Below are 20,854 nucleotides of genomic sequence, written 5' to 3'. Positions count from 1 at the left end.
GGGGAGGAGTCTACGGCGGCTGGGACACTCGTGGGATGGACCTCGAGGCGTTCCGGTGGCTGCTGACCGAGCCCGGGCAGGAGCTCCTCGCCCGCGCCGCCGAGGCCCCGGAGGACCCGCTGCGGGCGCAGACCGAGCTGCGGCGCCACGCCTCCGCCGAGCACGCCGCCGCGGCGCTCACCCAGGCCTCGCTCCGACGCCGGGCCGAGCCCAAGTTCGGCGACCTCGCGCCCCGGATGTACTTCACCCCCGACGGCCTCGAGCAGGCCACCCGGCTGCCGGTGGCCCGCCACCGCGCGGCACGGCTCGCCGCCGCGTCGACGCAGACGCTCATCGACCTCGGCTGCGGCATCGGCGGCGACCTCGTGGCCGCCGCCGAGGTGGGCATCGTCTGCGCCGGCGTGGACCTCGACCCGGTGCGGGTGGCGGTCGCCGAGGCGAACCTGGCCGCGCTCGACCTGTCGGGGGCCGTGCAGGTCGCGGACGCCACCACGATCGACACCTCGCCGTTCTCGGTCGCCTTCGTCGACCCGGCCCGGCGCAGCAGCCGCGGCCGCAGCTTCGAGGTCTCGGACTGGACGCCGCCGTGGTCCTTCGTCGAGCAGCTGATGCGGCGCGACGCCGTCGTCAAGGCCGCCCCGGGCATCCCCCACGACCTCGTCCCCGCAGGCGTCGAGGCGGAGTGGGTCAGCGACCACGGCGAGGTGAAGGAGGCCGTGCTGTGGTCCGGCCGGCTGGCCACCACCGACCGGCGCGCCACCGTCATCGGGCGCGGCGGCCTCGCCACCCTCACCGACGAGGACGACCCGGGCGCCGGCGTGCGGGCCGTGGGCGACTACCTCTACGAGCCCGACGGGGCGGTGATCCGCGCCGGCCTGGTGACCGCCGTCGCGGCCGGCGTCGACGGCGGCCTCGTCGACGAGCACATCGCCTACGTCACCGGGGACGAGGCGTTCCATACGCCGTTCGCCCGCGGCTACCGGGTGCTGGAGACGCTCCCCTACCGCGAGAAGGCGCTGAAGGCCGCGCTGCGCGAGCGCGGCATCGGCCGGCTCACCATCAAGAAGCGCGGCGTCGACGTCGTCCCCGACCAGCTCCGCAAGCGGCTCGACCTCCACGGGGAGGGCGAGGCCACGATCGTGCTCACCCGGGCCGCCGGGCACGGCACGGCGCTGCTGGTCGAACCGTTCTGACCCGCCCACCCCCGAGTCGCGGGCGGGTCAGCCGGTCAGCCTGCGGCGGCTCCGGAGAGGCCGTCCTCGAGGTCCCCCCGCGCCTCCGCGGGGGTGGCCGGGGTGGCCGGGGTGGCCGACCCGGCGAGGTGGACCCGCGCCAGCGGATGCCCCCTGAGCGGCTCGGCCAGCAGCGCCCAGACCTCGTCCACGAGGCCCTCGGGCGCGGCACGGCGGGCCAGTACCTGGGTCAGCCAGTCGCGCACCTCGACCATGATCGTCTCGTCGCCCGTCACCAGCGCCGCCATCAGGCAGCCGACGAGGTGCTCGAGGTGGCCGGGGAAGTCCGTCCACCAGTCCGGCTCCGCCCCGTCCGCGACGTGCTGCCGCGCGACCGCGCGGACGACGTACGGCGTGATCTCGTTGCGGTACTCGTGGATCCACGCCGCCTCGAGGTCGCCCGGACCGGGCTCGGGCGCCGGGACCGGCCTGAGCCGCGGGGGCAGCGCCTCCAGCATGGAGACCACGTCGTCGACGCTCTCGGCGTACGCCGTGGCGCCCAGCGCGGTGGCCCGGCGGGCGTCGCCGCCGAACGCCTGGCCACCGACGACGACCGGGATGCCCACGGCCCGGATGTTGTGGAAGAGCGACTTCTGGCGGCCCAGCGACGAGGTCAGCGAGACGCTGAACAGCACCGCCCGCGGCTTGAGCACCAGCACCTGCCGCAGCAGCTCGGAGGGCTCGGGGTCGCTGCCCACGAAGGTGACGCGGTAGCCGGCCCAGCCCAGCGCCTCGGCCACCACCAGGGCGGCGAGCTCGTGGCGCTCGCCCTCGGCGCAGGAGACCAGGACCAGCGGGCTGTCGGCCGGCGGCTCGGGCGAGAAGGAGCCCAGCCAGTGCACCAGGCCCTCGTTGATGTCGGTGGCGCGGTGCTCCTGCCGCGACGACCAGGTGCCGTCGAGCCACAGCTCGCCGATGCGCGCCTGGGCGGGGACCACGAGACGGTCGATGATCTGCACGGCGCCGACACCCCGCTCGTGCAGGTCCCGGACGATGCCCAGCGCGGCCGGACGGTCCGCGGCCTCCAGCGCCTCCCAGTAGGCGTCCCAGGCCTCGGCCGGCAGGTCGCCGGCCGGCTCGTCGTGGAGATGGGTCTCGCGCATGTCCCCCGTCCCTCGTCCGCGGCTGCTCCCCGTGCACGCCGTCGCCGGTCTCGTACCCCCGTGGCGAGCAGTTGAACCCTTGCCGGCGTAATTTGATGCGCGGTGCAACCATCCGGGGGCGGCACCGTGTGTGAGGGGTGTGGACAGCACGATGCAGGCGGGGGAAGCCACGCTCACGGACTTCGAGTCGTGGCTCGTGGCCCGCGAGGGCGCGCTCCAGCGCACGGCCCACCTGCTCGCCGGCGACCCGCACTCGGCACAGGACCTGGTCCAGACGACCCTCACCAAGCTCTACCTCGCCTGGGACCGGATCGCGGACCGCGATCGCGTCGACGCCTACGCCCGCAGGATCCTCGTCAACGAGCACCGCAGCACCTGGCGACGCGCCTTCCGGCGCCGTGAGGTGGTGACCGACGAGGTCCCCGACCGCGCGACCCCGATGACCGGGTACGACGGGACCCGCGAGGCGGTGTGGCAGGTCGTGGCCGCGCTCCCCCCGCGACAGCGGGCCGTCATCGTGCTGCGCTACTACGAGGACCTCACCGAGGCGCAGACCGCCGACCTGCTCGGGATCTCCGTCGGCACCGTGAAGTCCCAGGCCCACCGGGCGCTGGCCACGCTCCGCGAGCTCGCCAGCCTGCACGAGCTCGACCACCGCGCCGTCACGGCCCGGGAGGAGGACCGATGAGCACGCCGAACGACACCGAGGACCTGCTGCGCGACGCGCTGCACGCGCAGGCCGACCGCACCACCTACGAGCCGACCCGGGCGGCCGACGTGGCCAGCCGGGCCCGGTTCGCACAGCGCCGGCAGAACCGGGGCCGGCTCCTCGTGGCCGCCGCTGCTGCGGCTGCCATCGCCCTGCCCGTCGGCGCCATCCTCGCCGACCGCCCCGCAACGGCACCCGCACCCGCTGAACCGCCCGGGAAGCCGGTGACGCTCCGTCTCGACAGCGCAGCCGAGCTCCCGCAGGGCGCTCCCCCGGCCGTCGACCACGCCTTCGGCGGCACCTACGTGTTCGCCGACGGCGACACCGTCGAGCTGCCCGTCGGCGGTGGACCGATCCGCGACGCCGCCCCCTACCTCGACGGTGTCCTGGTCGCCAGCCTGCCGCGCAGGAACGGCGGCTACCCGCTCGACCTCACTCTCGTCGACCGGAACGGGGAGACCAGGTGGACCAGGTGCGGCCTGGGGCCGCGAGTGAGCGGGGACGGCTCGACCACCGGGTTCGCCTGGATGGAGGGCGACTGCGACATCTCGTGGCGGGGCGCCCGGCTCGAATGGGGACCGGCCACCGACAGCGGACCGGTGAGTGGCGGGCCGCTGGCGCAGGACGCGCAGATCAGCCCCGTCGCCGTCACCGAGGACCGCATTGTCTACAACATCGGCGAGTACGACCCCGCGGTGGAGGGCGTGCGGATCGCCGAGGGCAGGTCGGGCCCGGAGGTCGTCCCCGGAGTTGCCTGGGCGGCGACGGCGGCCCCCGAGGCAGGGCTTGTCGGTGGTATCGACGACACGGGCACCTGGGGCGTCTACGACGAGTCCGGCGACGGCGTCCTGCGACTGCGCGACCGCAACGAGCGGCCGGTCTCGTTCTCCCCTGACGCCCGGTTCGTGGTGACGCGTCACGATGCTGGGGGCAACCCGACCCTGCGGATCCGTGAGATCGCCACCGGCAGGGCCGTGGTGACGCTGCAGGGACTCGGCCTCGGCGGCGCGTTCAGCTGGGAGGACCCGCTGCACGTCCTCCTGGCGTGCTTCGACGGCGACGGCCGCCAGTCCCTCGTCCGGCTCGGTGTCGACGGCTCGTTGGAGCGGGCGACACCGGCCCGGGAGTCGACGCAGGGCGACTACCTGCTGCCCAGGTCCTGACCCCTCCGGGCCCGCGAAACCGCCGATTGCAACCCATCTCCATCCGACTGCGTCTTGGTGGCGGAAGGATGGAGGTGCAGGAGTGCACACGACGGGGACCACGCTCGACCGGACGGGGGTGACCATGGGCAGGACGGACGACCGCGACGCCGAGTTCGCGGCGTACATGCAGGCGCGCCAGCCGAGCCTGCTGCGGACCGCCTACCTGCTCACGGGCGACCGCCACACCGCCGAGGACCTGGTGCAGACATCGCTGGCCAAGCTCTACCTGGCCTGGGACAAGGTCCACCGCCGGGAGTCGGTCGACGGCTACGTACGCCGGATCCTGGTGAACGAGAACAACTCGCTGTGGCGGCGCGCCTGGAAGCGGCGCGAGCACAGCACCGACGACGTGCCGGAGACCGGCCAGGTCGTCGACCGGTACGACACCGGCCAGAGCGCCGAGCTGTGGGACCTCGTGCAGACGCTGCCCCGGAAGGCGCGCGCCGTCGTGGTGCTGCGCTACTACGAGGAGCTCTCCGAGGCCGAGACCGCCGAGATCCTCGGCATCTCGGTCGGCACCGTGAAGTCCCAGACCAGCCGCGCGCTCGCCGCCCTGCGCGAGCGCACCCCCTCACACCTGAGCCCCCGGGACCGGGAGGACCTGCGATGAACGCCCAGAACCACGACGAGCTCGAGCGGATGCTCGGCCGCGAGCTGCACGGCCGCGCCGACGGCCTGCACGGCTCCCCCCTCGGCCTGGCCGACGTCAAGGGGCGGGCGAGCCGGATCCGGCGCACCCGACGAGTGGTGGCGGGCGGCGTCGTCGCCGCAGCGCTGGCGGTCGTCGTGCCGACCGTGATGACGCTCGGCGGACCGGTGAGCGAGTCCCAGCGGGAGATCGAGCCCGCACCGTCGCCGGACACCCCGACCGAGGTGGCCCGTACGACGCTCACGCTCGACGGGCTCGAGCGGGGCGACGACCCCGCCATCGAGTTCTTCACCCCTGACGGGGTGGTGCTGCCCGGGCAGGGTCTGGTCGAGCTCGACGCGAGCTACCAGGCGCTGGTCGAGAACCCGGCCGACGGCGGCTGGATCGCCATCGAGCCCGACGGCCAGTCCATCCGCTACCTCTCGCAGGACTTCGAGCCACAGGGCGGCTCGTCGGGCACCACCGGCCTCGTCACCAGCGCGGACCGCGAGTGGGTGGCGTGGGTGGCGCCGGAGCCGGGAGCCCAGACACTGCAGGTCGTGAGCACGACCGACCCTGGCGCGGGGCGCTCCTGGCCGCTGCCGGAGTCCCCCGTCGCCGAGCCGGTGGGCTTCCTCGGTGAGGACCGGGTCCTCTACGAGACCCGGAACCCGACCGGTGTCAGCACGTTCGGCGTCGCCGAGCCCGACGGCTCGACCAGCGAGCTGCCCGGCTGGGTGGACGCGCAGTCGACGAGCGAGGTGGCGGGGCTGGTCGCGGTGCAGACCTCGGCGGACGACTACGACGGCGGCTGCTTCGCGGTCGTTGACGCCGACGCGCCGCGCACGACCCTGTGGGAGACCTGCGACTACGCCCTCGGCGCCTTCAGCCCCGACGGACGCTACGTGATGGCGAGCGACCCGCTCCAGGACGGCCTCGGCCCGACGTCGCTCAGCATCCTCGACGCCGCCACCGGCGAGCCGGTGGCCGAGTTCACCCGCGTGGGCCGACGGCCGGAGGTCACCCTCGTCTCCCCCGCCTGGGAGGGCAACGAGGCAGTCGTCGCCTCGGCCCTGGGCAACGGCGAGCAGGCGCTGGTCCGGATGGGCGTCGACGGATCGCTGGAGGACGCTTCCGATCGCGTTGCCAGCACGGACACCGACTTCCACTACTACCTGGGGCGGGACCGGGCCGGCCTCTGAGGCCGGCCCGTCCACCCAGTCAGACGCCGGTCAGGCCAGGACGGCGGTGACCGGCTGGGAGGAGTCGGCGGGGAGGTCGAGGTGGCTCGGGGTGCGTCCCCGGGCCACCATCTCCGCGCCGAGGGCGGCGACCATCGCACCGTTGTCGGTGCACAGGCCCGGCCGCGGCACCCGCACCCGGATGCCCTTCTCGGCCGCCCGCTCCTCCGCCATCGCCCGGAGCCGGGAGTTGGCGGCCACGCCGCCGCCGATGAGCAGGTCCTCGATGCCGTGGGTGACCGCGGCGTCGAGGGCCTTGCGGGTCAGCACGTCGCAGACCGCCTCCTGGAAGGACGCGGCGACGTCGTTCACCGGCACCGGCTCCCCGGACCGCTCGCGCGCCTCGACCCAGCGCGCGACGGCCGTCTTCAGGCCGGAGAAGGAGAAGTCGAAACGGTGACGCTCGAGGTCCCGGCGGCTGGTCAGCCCGCGCGGGAAGTCGACGTACACGCTGTCGCCCTCGCGGGCGGCGCGGTCGATGTGGGGGCCGCCGGGGAACGGCAGGCCCAGCAACCGGGCCACCTTGTCGAAGGCCTCGCCTGCGGCGTCGTCGATGGTGGAGCCGAGCGGGTCGACGCCGGTGGTGACGTCCTCGACCCGGAGCAGGCTCGAGTGGCCGCCGCTGACGAGCATCGCGAGGCAGGGCTCCGGCAGCGGGCCGTGCTCGAGCTGGTCGACCGCCACGTGGGAGGCGAGGTGGTTGACGCCGTAGATCGGCTTGCCGAGACCGAGCGCGAGCGCCTTGGCCGCGGCGACTCCGACGAGCAGCGCGCCCGCGAGGCCGGGGCCGCTGGTCACGGCGATCGCGTCGACGTCGTGGAGCCGGATGCCGGCCGTGTCGCAGGCCCGCTCGATGGTCGGCACCATCGCCTCGAGGTGGGCCCGGCTGGCGACCTCGGGGACGACGCCGCCGAAACGGGCGTGCTCGTCGACGCTGCTCGCCACCGCGTCGGCCAGCAGGGTGTGGCCGCGGACGATGCCGACGCCGGTCTCGTCGCAGGAGGTCTCGATGCCGAGCACGAGGGGGCCGTCGTTCATAGGGCTCATGATGCCGTGGGCTTGGGCGGCGCGGGAGGATGGGGGCCGTGCGCACCCTGGGGGCCGACGAGCTGTCGGTGAGCAGCCACCCGTTCGTCCGGCACCAGGTCGACCCGGACGCGGTCACGGCGGTGTACGAGCACGACGGCGCCGTGGTCGTCGACGGCGGCCGGAGGCTGCCGGGCCGGTCGCGCCGGTTCGTCTTCGCGCTGGGCCCGGCCGAGCCGCTGGCGACGCTCACGTCGACGGTGGTCGGGCTGGTCGAGCCGCCGGAGCGGGTGAGCGTGGAGGCCGCCTCGCTGGCGGCGCTGCCCGCCGAGTGGCGGCAGGCGACGGTCAGGGAGTGGCACTGGATGCTGACCCGGCGTCCGCCGGCGCAGGTCGACCTGGACGTCGTCGAGGTGACCGACCACGACGAGCTCGACGCGCTGCTCGACGAGGCCAACCCTGACGCCCACGCCCGCCCCGGGATGCCGGACATCGAGTGCTGGCTCGGCGTGCGCTCGGAGGGCCGGCTGGTCGGCGTCGGTGCCGTCGCGCGGCAGGTCGACGGCACCGGCCACCTGCGGGCGGTGACCGTGCTGCCGTCGCACCGCGGACAGGGCCTCGGGACCGGGCTGTCGGCGGCGCTCACGTCGCGGGCGCTGGCGGGGCGGTCGCGGACGGCGACGCTCGGGGTGTACGTCGACAACGACGTCGCCGTGGGCCTCTACCGGAGGCTGGGCTATGAGGTGGTGCACACCTTCGCGTCCGGTCCGGTCACGGCTCCGGCCTGAACTGGTGCTCGGTGAGGTGGCGCTCCAGCACGATCGCGGTGGCGCCGTCGGCGTAGTAGGCACGCCGCCGGTCGATCTCGACGAAGCCGTGCCGGGCGTAGAACGCGATCGCGGCCGCGTTGTCCTCGCGGACCTCCAGCAGGATTCGCTCGGCGTGGTGCTTCTCGGCCTCCGCGGCGACCGCGTCGAGAAGGGTGGTGGCGAGACCGGAGCGGCGGTGCTCCTCGAGAACGGAGATCCGCTGGAGCTCGGCGAGGTCGGCCACGATGCTGGCAACCGCGTGCCCGACGACGGCCCCGCCGAGCTCGGCCACCAGGTAGTGGATGGTCGGCAGCTCGCCCTCGACCCCGTGCCGGACGAGGCCCTCGGACCAGGCGTCCTGCCGCAGGTTGGCGCGTTCGAGCTCCGCGATCGCCGCGACGTCGTCGGACGTGGCGCGGCGGACCGTCACGACACCGGCTTGGGCGGGTGCGGAGCCATCGCGTCGGGACGGCGCAGGTAGAGCGGCTCGGGGTCGCGCAGCTCGGCGCGCTCCTCGGCGACGGTGCGGGCCAGCCAGCCGGCGGAGGGCCGCTGCGGCCCGGCGGCGTTGGGGAACGCCTCCGCGTAGAGGTGGGCGCCCTCCCCCACGACCGGCCGGTCGGTTGCCAGGGTGGCCGGCTTGTCCACCACCGGGCCCTCGAGGCGCTGGCCGTCGGCGTCGTACGACGCGAGGTAGACCTCCTTGCGCCGGGCGTCAGTAGCGACCACGAAGTCCCCGTCGACCGTCCCCGTCGCAGCGGCCTCGACGGCGAGGACGTCGAGCGAGCACACGCCGTACACCGGGATCTCGAGGACGAAGCCCAGCGTCCGCGCTGTCACCAGCCCGACCCGCAGCCCGGTGAAGGGGCCCGGCCCGACCCCCACCGCGATCGCGCTGAGGTCCTGCCGGACGATGCCCGCCTGCTGCAGCGCCCGGTCGATCAGCGGCGCCAGCTGCTCGCCGTGCTTCATCTTCTGGTCCGAGGCGAGCTCGACCACGACGTCGTCCCCGTCGTGGAGGGCGACGGTCACCAGGGGCGTGGCGGTGTCGAACGCGAGCAGCACGGTCCGAGCCTAGAACCTCCCCGCCCACGCAGCCCACCGAGGTACGTCCCTCGCACACGGCGGTCAACCCCGTCGAGACCCAGTGGCACCGGTGGTTGAGGTGCGAGCGCAGCGAGACGGTGAAACCCCCGCAGCCGAGGCAGGGCGGCGATGTAGCCGGTCGAGCCCGTCGAGACCCGGCGAGATGCGCAGGGCAGCGACGCCCGCCGGTCGAGCCCGTCGAGACCCAGTGACCTCGGTGGTCGAGTAGCGAGCGCAGCGAGCGTGTCGAGACCCCCGCAGCGTGCGCAGGGCGCTGAGGTACGCCGGTCGAGCCCGTCGAGACCCCTTTCGGCTCACGCCCGCTTCGTGCCCTGGCCGCCTTGATCGGGTTACGTGGTCGCCCGCCGCTTGGGTTGCGGTGCTTGGTCGCGGCTGCTTCCTTGCTCGCGGCCCGCTGGGGTCGACCGCTTGGGTCGCGGTCTCCGAATTCTTTACCTTCCTCTTTCCCCAGATGGCCTCAACCACGGGCTCTTTGGGCCGGTTGTGTCGGTGGTCGCTGCTTGAGTGGACCCATGACAGCGACCACGGTCACCACCGCACCGGGCGACAGCCCGGTCGAGGTGCTGGCCTTCGCCCGCGAGCAGCGGGCGAGCGCGAACCGGTCGGAGGCGAACCTCCTGGTCGCGGCCGTGGAGTGGGCGGTCCAGCACCCCGCGGAGTCGCTGGTCGAAGCGGCGGGGTTCGAGCTGGACGGGTCCGAGACGGCGGTCCCGATCGCCGGCGAGGGCACCCCGCTGATCACCGAGTTCTGCGTCGCCGAATGGGCAGCCTCGCTCGGCATGTCCACCGACGCGGGTCGGGCCTACCTGGGCGAGGCGGTCGAGCTGCGCTACCGCCTCCCGCGGCTCTACCGCCGCGTGGTCCACGGGGACCTGCCGGCCTGGCGAGCACGACACGTCGCCCGCCACACCATCGCCCTCAACCCCGCCGCGGCGGAGTTCGTGGACCGGTTCGTCGCCCACGTGGCGCACAAGATCGGCCTGGCCCGGATCAAGGACCTCGTCGACGAGGCCATCGCCCGCCACGATCCCGACCTGGCCCAGGAACGCTTCGGCAAGTCGGCCGACCACCGGTCCTTCGACATCCACCTCGGCCAGGCCTCGCTGGACGGGACCGTCGACGTCCACGGCGTCCTCGACGCCGCCGACGCGATGGATCTCGAGCACGCCGTGGCCGACCTCGCCACCCAGCTCCGCCACCTCGGCTCCGAGGAGTCGCTGGACGTGCGCCGGTCCAAGGCCGTCGGAGAGCTCGCTCGCGGGGCGCACACACTCGACCTCACCGGCAGCGATGAGGAAGAGACGGAGTCAGGCTCTCCGCGGCGGTTGCACCGACGCCCCACCCGCCGCCGCAGGATCAGCCTCGTGATCCACGTGTCCGAGGACGCCGTGGTCGGTGCCGGCCCGCTGGGCCGGGTCGAGGGACTGCGGTGCCCGGTGACGACCGACCAGATCCGGACCTGGCTCGCGGCATCCGACGCCCAGATCGTCGTGAAGCCGGTGGTCGATCCGTCCGGCTGCGCGCCCGTGGGGGCCTACGAGGTGCCCGACCGGCTCGCGGACCTGGTCGACGACCGCGACCACCACTGCGTCTTCCCCTGGTGCACCCGCAAGGCCAAGGCCTGCGACCACGACCACGTCATTCCGCATGGCCCGGGCGATGGGGGCGGCGGGCCGACGTGTCGGTGCAACCTCGCCGCCCTGTGTCGCAAGCACCACCGGCTCAAGACGCACGGCGGCTGGTCGTACACCCACGTTGACGACGGCGTCTTCCTGTGGCGCTCACCCCACGGGCACGCCTACCTGCGTGACGAGACCGGGACCCGCGACGTCACCCCCGACCCCGACGCGTGTCGGCAGCGACTGATCGACGCCCACCGCGCCGGGACTCCACCCGAGGAGTAGCTGCCCCGCCCCACACCCCGCCAGGCACCGCTCGGCGGGGGCACGGGCATGTCACCACACCTGTTTCCGGGGTCTCGACGGGCTCGACCTCCGTATGGTCGCCGCCCTGCGCACCTCACCGGTCTCGGCTGGCTCCCTTCGACACGGCGCTGGCGCGCCTACTCAGGACAAGCGACCGCCGTGTGGTCGACAGCGGGGCAGGCTTCTCACTCGCAACTGCTGCTGTGCGCGCTCGCCCGGGCGATGAAGCGGTCGGTCTCGCGCCGGGTCCGCAGCCGGTGGAAGTCGAGGTGCTGCCACTGCGGGTCGTCCATCGCCTGCGCGTAGCGTTCCTGCGTGCGTGCGTATGTGGTCCATGCCCACCAGAGGATCGAGTCCTCACCGCGCCAGAACATGAGGCCGCGCCAGCTCTCACGGTTCCCGGCCCACAGCTCCTGTCGGGTGGCGGCTCGCCGGAACGTGCGTGTGACGGACTGCCACATCGCACGCCATCGCGGCGGGCTGACCCACACCACGGTGTCGGCCGTGGCCCACACCTGGGGACCGATCTTGCTCCAGTAGTTCCCGTCCACCACCCACCGTTCGCCGGTGGTCGCCGCCGCTACACGCTCGCCGAGCTCGTCCTTCGTCGCCGCACTCCACTTGGGCCCCCAGTGCAGGGCGTCCAGCTCGACGTAGGGGGCGGACAGGGCCTCGGCCAGCCGCTTGGCGACAGTTGTCTTGCCCGAGCCAGAGCTGCCGACCACCGCGATGCGCTTCATCGAGACTGGAGCATAGGTGGGAACGCACCCCGAGCCGGCCGTCGGAAGGCCACGTCTGCGATCGCGTCGACGACGACCAGCTCGTCGCCCAGCGACCACTCGGCGACGCGGCGTACCTCCGCGGCAGACACAGCCGGAGCGGCACCGTCTGCGCGAATGTCGTACGTCGAGTGGGCGTCCCTCGGCAGCACGACCTCGAACCCCCGACGAAGCGCAGATCGGACAGCCTCGGAGACGCACATCTCAGACATCAGCCCGCCCACCGCGAGGGTCTCGACGGCGGCGTCGCGCAGGATCTCCTCCAGAGCCGTGCCCTCGAAGGCATCGCCTGACAGCTTCCGGACGACGGCGTCACCTGGGTGAACGTGCAGCGCGAGGTCTCGCCCCGTACTGCCCATCGGCACCGTCGGGTCCTCGGCGCCGACGTCCTGCACGTGCACCACCAGGGCACCGGCCGACCTTGCCGCGGAGGCGGCGGACTCGAGCGCTTCGACCAACCGATCGGCGTCGGCCACGGCACTGTCGCCAGTCACCCAGCCCAGCTGCAGGTCCACGACCACGAGCGCGTCCGCTCGAGGGCCCGGTGCGCTCACGCAGGCTTCTCATCGCCGAGGGCGATGCGGGCCAGGTGGCAGTCGATCGGCGAGAGGGCGTCGAAGTCGTGCAGGACGTCCCACCAGGCGAGCTTGTCGACCTCGTCGGTGGCGTCGAAGGACGGCAGCTCGGGGAGCACGGTGTGGAAGAGCGCGACGTGCTCGATGGTGCGCTCGTGCCCGACCTGGACGGTGCCGGTCCCGACGAAGGTCACCTCGCCGGCCTCGGCGCCCGTCTCCTCCTTGAACGTGCGTACGGCGGTCTCCCGTGCGGTCTCCTCCTCACGGATCTCGCCGCCCGGCAGCTCCCACTCGCCACGCCAGGAGTTGTGCACGATCAGCACCCGCCCGTCGTGCTCGGCCACCAGCAGGGACAGCCGCAGCGGGATGGCCGGGTCGAGGTCGTCGAGCTCGTCCTCGACAACACCGGGGTGGAAGTCGAGGAGGATGTTCTCGTTGAGCTTCTCCGCCAGCGGCTCGCGCTGGGTGGAGGGCACCTCCATCTCGTACCACCGAGGTCCGATCGGCGTCATCAGCACGCGGCGCGGGTCGAGGTCGGCGTGCTCGTCCTCGTGGGCGAGCGCCCGGATGATCCGCACCTCCAGCCGCGACTCGGCGAGCCCCTCGGCGATCCCCTCGCCCCACTCCACGACCGTGACCGCCTCGTCGAGCGCGGTGTCGAGGTCGAGGTCGTCGAGCTCGTCGATCCCGCCGAGCCGGTAGGCGTCGACGTGCACCAGCGGCGGCCCGTCGACCAGCGACGGGTGCACCCGCGCGATCACGAACGTCGGGGAGGTGACGTCGCCGCGCACCTTCAGCCCCTCGCCCAGTCCCTGCGTGAACGTCGTCTTCCCGGCGCCGAGCTCTCCGCTCAGCACCAGCAGGTCGCCGGCGGTCAGCTGCCCGGCGAGCGACCGCCCGAGCTCCCGCATCGTCTCGGCGTCGGGCGCGTTGAAGAGGAAGGTCCGCAGCGGCCGCCGCAGCTCGACGTTGGGCGACTCCCGCAGCACCTCCCGGAAGCCCTGCCGCTCCCAGAACTGCAGGGTCCGCGGCAGCTCCTCACGGGCAACGACCGTGAGGTCGTCGTACCCGTTGGCGGCGTCGACCGCGTGCTCGATGAGCAGCGCGGCGATGCCGTGGCCGCGCGCCTCCGGCACCACCCCGAAGCGTCGCAGGTACATCGTCGTGCCGATCGGGTCGAGCACCAGGGCGCCCACCGGCTCGTCGTGCAGGGTCGCGAGCAGCCCGCCGTGCTTCTCCAGCAGCCGGCTCATCGACTCGACGGTCTCCACCAGCGCCGAGGCGGGCGGGTCGAGGGCGGGACGCGCCTCGAAGGCGGTGCGCACCACGCGCAGCACCACCTGGGCGCTCTCGGGCCCGACCCGGCGTACGTCGACACTCACTGGCTGTGGACCCCTTCAGCCGCCGCCGCGATGAGCTGGTCGAGCGCGGCGTTGACCTGGTCGTGACGCTCCATGATCACCAAGTGTCCGGCTCCTTCACACTCCACCAGGGTCGATCCCTCGATGCGGCTGTGCAGCTTGCGGCTGTGGCCCACCGAGGTCATCTTGTCGGCGGTGCCGCAGATGATCGCGGTCGGCACCCTGCCGATCGTGTGCACCGTGTCGAACTTGTCCATCAGGCCGAAGTCCGGGAAGAACTCCGCCAGCACCTCGAACGGCGTCGCCGACAGCATCTCGTCGGCGAAGTCCACGTAGCTGGCTGGCACGTCGTCGCCGAACGCGAACATGTCGGTGAAGACGCTCGCGATCGCCCGCCCAGCGCGGCGCAGGCTGTCGACGGTCCGGTGCCCGCGCGCGAGGGTGGCCATCAGCCGCATCGCCAGCTGCCGGCCAAGCCCCGACGGCATCAGCGGCACCACGATCCGGTGCGGGTCCAACCCGCCCGCGGTGGTGGCGACCAGTCCGACGCCGACGATCCGGTCGCCGAACAGCTCGGGGTGCTGCTCGGCGAGGGCGAAGATCGTCATGCCGCCCATCGAGTGGCCGATCAGCACGACCGGCCCCTCCGGAACCGCCTCCTCGAGGACCCGCGCCAGGTCGCGGCCGAGCTGGTCGATGGTGGCGTTCTGCGCGCTCGACCGGCCGGACCGGCCGTGGGAGCGCTGGTCGTAGTAGACGGCGCGGACGAGGCCGCGGTAGCCGGCGCGCTGGAAGTGCCAGCAGTCCATGTTCAGCGCGAAGCCGTGGACGAAGACGAGCGTGAGTGCGGTGCCGTCGACGCTGCGCGCCCGGCGGCGGCCGGACGGCGCGGCGTACTCGTCGATCTCGACGTGCAGCGGCACCCCGTCGTCGGCGATCACCGTGAACGGTTCCGAGCGCAGCTCGCCGAACGGCGTGGTGTCGCCGGCGCCCCGGCGCGCGATGACGCGCCGGCGGTGGGCGACGACACCGACGGCGGTACCGGCGACGGCGACGCCGACGGCGCCCGCGGCGACTCCGGCGATCCTGCGGCGGGCACTCACGTACGGTCCTCCCCGTCGTCGTAGCGGTGGGCCATCCGGCCGCCGATCCTGGTCACGATCTCGTAGTTGATGGTCCCGCACGCCTCGGCCCAGTCCTGCGCGGTCGGCTCGCCGTCGCGGCCGGCGCCGAAGAGCAGCACCTCGGTCCCTCGCTCCACCTCGTCGTCGTCGAGGTCGACCACGAACTGGTCCATGCAGACCCGGCCGCGCAACGGCCGCCTCCGGCCCGCGACCCACGCCTCGGCGGCGTTCCCGGCGTTGCGCAGCACGCCGTCGCCGTAGCCGACGGGCACGAGCCCGATGGTCGTGTCCGTGGCCGCGGTCCAGCTGTGGCCGTAGGAGACACCGTCGCCCGCCCGGATCCGCTTCGCCAGCGCCAGCGTGGCCCGCGCCGTCATCGCCGGCACCAGGCCGAGGTCGGGCGTGGCACCGGGGGCGGGATCGAGGCCGTACGACGCGATGCCGCACCGGACGAGGTCGAACCGCGCGCTGGGCCGCAGCACCGCGGCGGCGGAGTTGGCGAGGTGCCGGGTCTCCGGCTGCAGCCCGGCGGCCTCGGCCTTGGCCAGCGCGTCGCGAAAGACCTGCTCCTGCCGGTCGTTGGCCGGGTGATCCGGCTCGTCGGCGCAGGCGAGGTGGGACCAGATTCCGGTGAGGACGACGTCACCGTCACGCACCGCGGCGGTCGCGGCCTCGACGAGGTCGGGCCAGTCGTCGGGGGTGGCGCCGCCTCGGGAGAGGCCGGTGTCGACCTTGAGCTGGAGCCGCGCCGGCTTGCCGGCGGCGCGGGCGAAGCGGACCACCTCGTCGAGCTCGGCCCGGGAGTACGCCGTGACGTCGACGTCCTCGACGATCGCCTCGAACCACCGGTCGTCCGGCACCGTCAGCCAGCAGAGGACCGGGCCGGTGTCGCCGGAGGCCCGCAGCGCCAGCGCCTCGTCGATCGTCGCCACGCCCAGCCAGTCGGTGCCGGCGGCGCGGGCGGCGCGGGCGACCTCGATCATCCCGTGGCCGTAGCCGTTGGCCTTGACGACGGTCATCATCTGCGCCGGCGCGACGAGCTCGCGCAGCGTGCGCACGTTGTGCCGGATCGCGGCGAGGTCGACCACGAGCTCGGCGCGGGCGACCTGGGCGACACTCATGGACCGCGATTCTTCCATCCCCGTCCCGGAGATCAGCGGGACGTCGCCACGCGGACCGCGTCGGGCAGCGCGGCGGCCACCGCGCCCGCCACGAGCGGCCCGCCCCGGGAGGCGATGGTGGCGGCCGCGCCGTGCAGCCAGGACCCGACCGAGGCGGCGTCGTACGGCGTGAGGCCGGCCGCCAGCAGCGACCCGATGAGCCCGGTGAGCACGTCGCCGGCCCCCGCGGTCGCCAGCCACGGCACCCCGGTGGTGGTGACCCGGACGTCGCCGGACGGCGCCGCGACGACGGTGTGTCGTCCCTTGAGCAGCACCACCGCGTCGTACGCGCGGGCCGCGGCGCGGGCGTGGTGGAGCATCCGCGCCTCGACGTCGGACCGCTGCGCGCCGGTCATCGCGGCGAGCTCCCCGGCGTGCGGGGTCAGCACCGCCGGGACCCCGAGCGGGCCGTCGACGTGCGCGAGCGCGTCGGCGTCGACCACGGTCGGCAGGCCGTCGGCGAGCGCCGCGCCCAAGACCTCGCCGGCCGACTCGCCACCCCCGGAGCCGACGGCCCAGGCCTGCACCCGGCCCTCGCCGACCACCTCGGGGTGGGTGCTCCGAACCCGGTCGGCGACGGCGTCCTCGCCGAGGTAGCGGACCATGCCGCACAGCCCCGCGGACGCGCCGGCGACGCAGAGCAGCGCGGCGCCGGGGTACTGCGACGAGCCGGCCCGTACGCCGACCACGCCGCGGGTGTACTTGTGGTCGGCCCCAGCCGGCCGCGGCAGCAGCGCCGCGACGTCGGCGGGCTGGAGCGCCTCGACGGCGGCGGGCGGCAGGTCGAGGCCGATGTCGACGAGCTGCACGGCGCCGCAGGCCGACGCGGCCGGCTCGACGAGGTGGGCGACCTTGTGGGTGCCGAAGGTGACCGTCAGGTCGGCGGTGACGTGCGGGCCGTCGAGCTCGCCGGTGTCGACGTCGACGCCGGAGGGCGTGTCGACCGCGACCACGGGCACCCCTGCCAGCGCGTCCAGCACCGCCACCGCGTCGGGCCGCAGCCCCGGCTTGCCGCCGATGCCGACGATGCCGTCCACGACCACGTCGGGTGCCGGACCCCGCCGGCCCGCGCCCGCCGCGTCAGCGGCCGCCAGCGCCACCCCGCCCGCAGCACGGAGCGCCGCCAGCCCGGCCTCGTGGGCGTTGTCCGAGAGCAGCCACGCCTCGACCCGGCAGCCGCGCCGCGCCAGCAGCGCGCCCGCGTGCAGCGCGTCGCCGCCGTTGTTGCCGGCGCCGACGAGCAGCACCACCCGGCGGCCGTAGGCCGAGCCGAGCAGGTCGAGGACGGCGTAGGCGAGGCCGGTCGCGGCGCGCGCCATCAGCGCGCCCTCCGGCAGCCTGGCCATCAGCTGTTCCTCGGCCGCCCGGATCTGGTCGACGGTGTGCGCGTACCGCATGCCCCGACCGTAGCGGCAGGGGACGACCGGTTCAGGCTTCCAGGACGACCATCGCCGACGCGATGCCCGCGTCGTGGGAGAGCGACAGGTGCACCGAGGCGACGCCGAGCTCGGCGGCCCGCGCCGCGACGGTGCCGCGGATCGTGAACCGCGGGCGGCCCGAGGACTCCGAGACCACCTCGGCGTCGTGCCAGGCCATGCCGACGGGGGCGCCGAGCGCCTTGGCCAGCGCCTCCTTCGCGGCGAACCGCGCCGCCAGCGAGGCGGGCGGGCGGCCGGCCTCGTCCGGTGTGAAGAGCCGGTCGCGCAGCCCCGGGGTCCGCTCCAGGGACTCCATGAAGCGGTCGATGTCGACCACGTCGATGCCGACGCCGATCACGGCCACCGCAGCCCCCTACTCGACCGTGACGGACTTCGCGAGGTTGCGCGGCTGGTCCACGTCGTGGCCCATCGCGGTCGCAAGCTCGCACGCGAACAGCTGCATCGGCACCACCGCCACCAGCGGCTGCAGCAGCGTCGGCACCTTCGGCAGCCGGATCAGCTCGTCGGCGTACGGCGTGATGGTCTCGTCGCCGTCCTCGGCGAGGCAGATGGTGCGGGCGCCGCGGGCGCGGACCTCCTGGATGCCGCTGACCATCTTGTCGTGGAGCTGGTCCCGGCCCCGCGGTGGCACGACGCACAGCACCGGCATGCCGTCCTCGACGAGGGCGATCGGGCCGTGCTTGAGCTCGCCGGCGGCGAAGCCCTCGGCGTGCAGGTAGGCCAGCTCCTTGAGCTTGAGCGCGCCCTCGAGGGCGACCGGGTAGCCGGCGTGGCGCCCGAGGAAGAGCACCGAGCGGGTGTCGACGTGCTGCCGGGCGAGCTCGTAGACGCGCTCGGCGTCGTCGAGCATCCGCTGGATGTGGTCGGGCATCGCCTCGAGCTGGTCGAGGATGTCGGCGATCTCCTCGCCGTACCGGGTGCCCTTGACCTGTGCCAGGTAGAGCGCCAGCAGGTAGCAGGCCACGAGCTGCGTCAAGAAGCCCTTGGTGGAGGCGACGCCGATCTCGGGGCCGGCGTGGGTGTAGATGACGGCGTCGGACTCGCGCGGGATGGTCGAGCCGTTGGTGTTGCAGATCGCCAGCACCCACGCCTTCTGGGCGCGGGCGTGCCGGATCGCCTGGAGCGTGTCGGCGGTCTCGCCGGACTGGCTGATCGCGACGACCAGCGTGGAGTGGGTGAGGATCGGGTCGCGGTAGCGGAACTCCGAGGCGAGCTCGACCTCGACCGGGATCCGGGTCCAGTGCTCGATGGCGTACTTGGCGACCATGCCCGCGTAGAACGACGTGCCGCAGGCGATGATGATGACCTTGTCGACCTCGCGCAGGTCCTCGTCGGCGAGGCGGACCTCGTCGAGCATCAGCTCGCCCGAGGGTCCCCGCCGGCCGAGCAGCGAGTCGGCGACCGCCCGCGGCTGCTCGTGGATCTCCTTGCGCATGAACCAGTCGTGGCCGTCCTTCTCGGCGGCCGAGAGGTCCCAGTCGACGTGGTAACGGCGACCCTCGGCGGGCGTCCCGTCGAAGCCGGTGACCGACACGCCCTCGCGGGTGATGGTGACGACCTGGTCCTGGTCGAGCTCCATCGCCTCGCGGGTGTGCTCGATGAACGCGGCGACGTCGGAGCCGAGGAAGTTCTCGCCCTCGCCGAGCCCGACGACGAGCGGCGAGTTCCGGCGGGCCGCGACGACCCGCGACGGGTCCTCCGCGTCGGCGGCGACGAGCGTGAAGGCGCCCTCCAGCCGGCGGCACACCTGCTGCATCGCGGCAGTCAGGTCCGCCCCGGCCAGCACCGCCTCCTCGAGGAGCCTGGAGACGACCTCGGTGTCGGTCTCCGAGAGCAGCTCGTGACCGGTGTCCTCCAGCTCGGATCGGAGCGCGACGAAGTTCTCGATGATCCCGTTGTGCACCAGCGCGACCCGGCCGGTGCGCCCGGAGTGCGGGTGGGCGTTGACGTCGTTCGGCGCGCCGTGGGTCGCCCAGCGGGTGTGGCCGATGCCGGTGGTCGACTCGGGGAGCGGCGCGTCCGCGATCCGCTTCTCGAGGTTCGCCAGCTTGCCGGCCTTCTTGGCCCACACCATGCTGCCGTCGGCCACCAGCGCGACGCCGGCCGAGTCGTACCCGCGGTACTCCAGCCGACGCAGACCCTCGATGACGACACCCTCGGCCTGCTTCCCGCCGACGTAGCCCACGATCCCGCACATGGCAGACGAGTCTAGGGCCGCAATCGCGGCGCGCCCGAGCCTCGGGGTCCCTCGCAGGCGGGCGGCGTGACGACTGCAACAATGCCCGCCATGTCCCAGAACGGCGGCTTCCCCCACGGCGGAGTCGGCAACGGCTCCGACGAGCGCGAACCGTCGCCGTACGTCGAGCTGGACCGGGCCGCGTGGGCGGCGCTGGCGAACTCGACGGAGAGCCCGCTGACCGCGGACGAGGTGGCGCGGCTGCGGGGCCTCGGGGACTCCCTGGACCTCGACGAGGTCGAGCAGGTCTACCTGCCGCTGTCGCGGCTGCTCAGCATGTACGTCGAGGCAGCGGGTCGGCTCCACCAGCGGCAGGAGGAGTTCCTGGCCCACCCGCACCCGCCGCGGACGCCGTTCGTCATCGGCCTCGCCGGGTCGGTGGCCGTCGGGAAGTCGACGACCGCCCGCGTGCTGCAGCAGATGCTGGCCCACTGGCCCGAGCACCCCAACGTGGCGCTGGTGACCACCGACGGCTTCCTCTACCCCAACGCCGAGCTCGAGCGTCGCGGGCTGCTGCAGCGAAAGGGCTTCCCGGAGTCCTACGACCGCAAGGCGCTGCTGCGGTTCGTGGTCGACATCAAGTCCGGCAAGGACGAGGTCCTCGCCCCGATCTACTCCCACCTCGTCTACGACGTGGTCCCCGACGAGAAGGTCGTCATCAAGCGGCCCGACATCGTCATCGTGGAGGGCCTCAACGTCCTCCAGCCGGCGCGGGTGCGCGACGACGGCCGCACCGGCCTCGCGGTCAGCGACTTCTTCGACTTCAGCGTCTACGTCGACGCGGCCACCGGCCACATCCGCGACTGGTACGTCGAGCGCTTCCTCAGCCTGCGCGAGACCGCCTTCCGCGACCCCCACTCCTACTTCGCCAAGTACGCCGCCCTCAGCCACGACGAAGCGGTCGTCGAGGCGCAGCGGATCTGGGACACCATCAACGGGCCGAACCTCAAGCAGAACATCCTGCCCACCCGGTCCCGCGCCACCCTGGTGCTGCGCAAGGACCGCGACCACTCGGTGCGGTACGTGAGGCTGCGCAAGCTGTGACGGTGGTTGAGGTGCGAAGGCCGCAAGGTGGGTTCAAGGTGCGTGCGCAACGCCCTGGGTGATCTGGGGTGAGGGGTATGCCGCGTCCGCCGGTTCGGGTGGAGGTGCAGCGCAGGTTCTGGGACCGGGTGGCGCAGGGTGAGTCGGTGGT

Annotated in this window: 20 protein-coding genes; 8 read left to right on the top strand and 12 right to left on the bottom strand. The window is 73.5% G+C overall.

Annotation, left to right across the window (positions count from 1 at the left end; translation table 11 throughout):
* Nucleotides 1–35 precede the first annotated feature (35 nt).
* Nucleotides 36–1,193, top strand: coding sequence for an SAM-dependent methyltransferase (locus ACFP2E_RS06730; protein ID WP_378522666.1), 1,158 nt, complete (start codon nucleotides 36–38; stop codon nucleotides 1,191–1,193).
* A gap of 35 nt (nucleotides 1,194–1,228) precedes the next feature.
* Here ACFP2E_RS06730 and ACFP2E_RS06725 read toward each other — a convergent pair whose 3' ends face one another.
* Nucleotides 1,229–2,335 carry a B12-binding domain-containing protein gene (locus ACFP2E_RS06725; protein ID WP_378522667.1) on the bottom strand — a complete coding sequence of 369 codons (1,107 nt, stop codon included), beginning with the start codon at nucleotides 2,333–2,335 and terminating at the stop codon, nucleotides 1,229–1,231.
* Nucleotides 2,336–2,474: 139 nt separating this feature from the next.
* Between ACFP2E_RS06725 and ACFP2E_RS06720 the strand changes: the two genes are divergently transcribed.
* The 4 genes from ACFP2E_RS06720 to ACFP2E_RS06705 all read left to right on the top strand — a co-directional run bounded on the left by ACFP2E_RS06720 (nucleotide 2,475) and on the right by ACFP2E_RS06705 (nucleotide 6,079).
* Entirely contained in the window at nucleotides 2,475–3,023 is a 549-nt protein-coding gene (locus tag ACFP2E_RS06720; RefSeq protein WP_378522668.1) for a SigE family RNA polymerase sigma factor, read from the top strand.
* Nucleotides 3,020–4,207, top strand: coding sequence for a hypothetical protein (locus tag ACFP2E_RS06715; protein WP_378522669.1), 1,188 nt, complete (start codon nucleotides 3,020–3,022; stop codon nucleotides 4,205–4,207). Before ACFP2E_RS06720 ends, ACFP2E_RS06715 begins: the two co-directional genes overlap by 4 nt.
* 124 nt (nucleotides 4,208–4,331) lie before the next feature.
* The gene (locus ACFP2E_RS06710) at nucleotides 4,332–4,859 is read left to right on the top strand and encodes a SigE family RNA polymerase sigma factor (RefSeq protein WP_378522670.1); all 528 of its coding nucleotides are present in this window, start codon (nucleotides 4,332–4,334) and stop codon (nucleotides 4,857–4,859) included.
* A complete protein-coding gene (locus ACFP2E_RS06705) occupies nucleotides 4,856–6,079 on the top strand; it encodes a hypothetical protein (RefSeq protein ID WP_378522672.1) in 1,224 nt (407 codons plus the stop codon). The genes ACFP2E_RS06710 and ACFP2E_RS06705 overlap by 4 nt, the downstream gene beginning before the upstream one ends.
* A gap of 30 nt (nucleotides 6,080–6,109) precedes the next feature.
* Here ACFP2E_RS06705 and tsaD read toward each other — a convergent pair whose 3' ends face one another.
* Nucleotides 6,110–7,156, bottom strand: coding sequence for a tRNA (adenosine(37)-N6)-threonylcarbamoyltransferase complex transferase subunit TsaD (tsaD, locus tag ACFP2E_RS06700; protein WP_378522673.1), 1,047 nt, complete (start codon nucleotides 7,154–7,156; stop codon nucleotides 6,110–6,112).
* Between the two features lie 47 nt (nucleotides 7,157–7,203).
* On the opposite strand from tsaD, the gene ACFP2E_RS06695 reads away from it, so the two are divergent.
* Nucleotides 7,204–7,932, top strand: a complete 729-nt coding sequence (locus ACFP2E_RS06695) for a GNAT family N-acetyltransferase (RefSeq protein WP_378522674.1) — start codon at nucleotides 7,204–7,206, stop codon at nucleotides 7,930–7,932.
* Here ACFP2E_RS06695 and rimI read toward each other — a convergent pair.
* Complete coding sequence (gene rimI, locus ACFP2E_RS06690) at nucleotides 7,916–8,383, bottom strand: ribosomal protein S18-alanine N-acetyltransferase (protein ID WP_378522675.1); 468 nt, start codon at nucleotides 8,381–8,383, stop codon at nucleotides 7,916–7,918. The genes ACFP2E_RS06695 and rimI overlap by 17 nt on opposite strands.
* Nucleotides 8,380–9,018 (bottom strand): tRNA (adenosine(37)-N6)-threonylcarbamoyltransferase complex dimerization subunit type 1 TsaB, encoded by a 639-nt coding sequence (gene tsaB / locus ACFP2E_RS06685; RefSeq protein ID WP_378522676.1) that lies wholly within the window; start codon nucleotides 9,016–9,018, stop codon nucleotides 8,380–8,382. The genes rimI and tsaB overlap by 4 nt, the downstream gene beginning before the upstream one ends.
* Nucleotides 9,019–9,572: 554 nt before the next feature.
* On the opposite strand from tsaB, the gene ACFP2E_RS06680 reads away from it, so the two are divergent.
* Entirely contained in the window at nucleotides 9,573–10,964 is a 1,392-nt protein-coding gene (locus ACFP2E_RS06680) for a DUF222 domain-containing protein (protein WP_378539297.1), read from the top strand.
* Between the two features lie 206 nt (nucleotides 10,965–11,170).
* On the opposite strand, the gene ACFP2E_RS06675 is transcribed toward ACFP2E_RS06680, so the two are convergent.
* From ACFP2E_RS06675 to glmS, 8 genes are read right to left on the bottom strand one after another with little or no spacing between them, the layout of a single operon-like run.
* On the bottom strand, nucleotides 11,171–11,725 hold the full coding sequence (locus ACFP2E_RS06675; RefSeq protein WP_378523155.1) for an AAA family ATPase: 555 nt from the start codon (nucleotides 11,723–11,725) through the stop codon (nucleotides 11,171–11,173).
* Nucleotides 11,722–12,318 carry an isochorismatase family protein gene (locus tag ACFP2E_RS06670; protein WP_378523156.1) on the bottom strand — a complete coding sequence of 199 codons (597 nt, stop codon included), beginning with the start codon at nucleotides 12,316–12,318 and terminating at the stop codon, nucleotides 11,722–11,724. The genes ACFP2E_RS06675 and ACFP2E_RS06670 overlap by 4 nt, the downstream gene beginning before the upstream one ends.
* A complete protein-coding gene (gene tsaE, locus ACFP2E_RS06665) occupies nucleotides 12,315–13,721 on the bottom strand; it encodes a tRNA (adenosine(37)-N6)-threonylcarbamoyltransferase complex ATPase subunit type 1 TsaE (RefSeq protein WP_378523157.1) in 1,407 nt (468 codons plus the stop codon). Before tsaE ends, ACFP2E_RS06670 begins: the two co-directional genes overlap by 4 nt.
* Nucleotides 13,718–14,803 (bottom strand): alpha/beta fold hydrolase, encoded by a 1,086-nt coding sequence (locus tag ACFP2E_RS06660; protein ID WP_378523158.1) that lies wholly within the window; start codon nucleotides 14,801–14,803, stop codon nucleotides 13,718–13,720. The genes tsaE and ACFP2E_RS06660 overlap by 4 nt, the downstream gene beginning before the upstream one ends.
* Entirely contained in the window at nucleotides 14,800–15,945 is a 1,146-nt protein-coding gene (gene alr / locus ACFP2E_RS06655; protein WP_378523159.1) for an alanine racemase, read from the bottom strand. The genes ACFP2E_RS06660 and alr overlap by 4 nt, the downstream gene beginning before the upstream one ends.
* Nucleotides 15,946–15,977: 32 nt before the next feature.
* Nucleotides 15,978–17,381: an NAD(P)H-hydrate dehydratase gene (locus ACFP2E_RS06650; protein WP_378523160.1), complete on the bottom strand. Its 1,404-nt coding sequence runs from the start codon at nucleotides 17,379–17,381 to the stop codon at nucleotides 15,978–15,980.
* A 31-nt stretch (nucleotides 17,382–17,412) separates the two neighbouring features.
* Nucleotides 17,413–17,766 (bottom strand): holo-ACP synthase, encoded by a 354-nt coding sequence (locus ACFP2E_RS06645; RefSeq protein WP_378523161.1) that lies wholly within the window; start codon nucleotides 17,764–17,766, stop codon nucleotides 17,413–17,415.
* A gap of 9 nt (nucleotides 17,767–17,775) precedes the next feature.
* Nucleotides 17,776–19,620: a glutamine--fructose-6-phosphate transaminase (isomerizing) gene (gene glmS / locus ACFP2E_RS06640; RefSeq protein WP_378523162.1), complete on the bottom strand. Its 1,845-nt coding sequence runs from the start codon at nucleotides 19,618–19,620 to the stop codon at nucleotides 17,776–17,778.
* A gap of 90 nt (nucleotides 19,621–19,710) precedes the next feature.
* Here glmS and coaA point away from each other — a divergent pair, with 90 nt between their 5' ends.
* Nucleotides 19,711–20,703 carry a type I pantothenate kinase gene (gene coaA / locus ACFP2E_RS06635; protein WP_378523163.1) on the top strand — a complete coding sequence of 331 codons (993 nt, stop codon included), beginning with the start codon at nucleotides 19,711–19,713 and terminating at the stop codon, nucleotides 20,701–20,703.
* Nucleotides 20,704–20,854: the final 151 nt, after the last annotated feature.

Source organism: Nocardioides sp. GCM10027114, assembly GCF_042659625.1.
Lineage (GTDB): Bacteria > Actinomycetota > Actinomycetes > Propionibacteriales > Nocardioidaceae > Nocardioides.
Note: the sequence above shows the minus strand (reverse complement) of the source record. Positions and strands in the feature narration are given on the sequence as shown.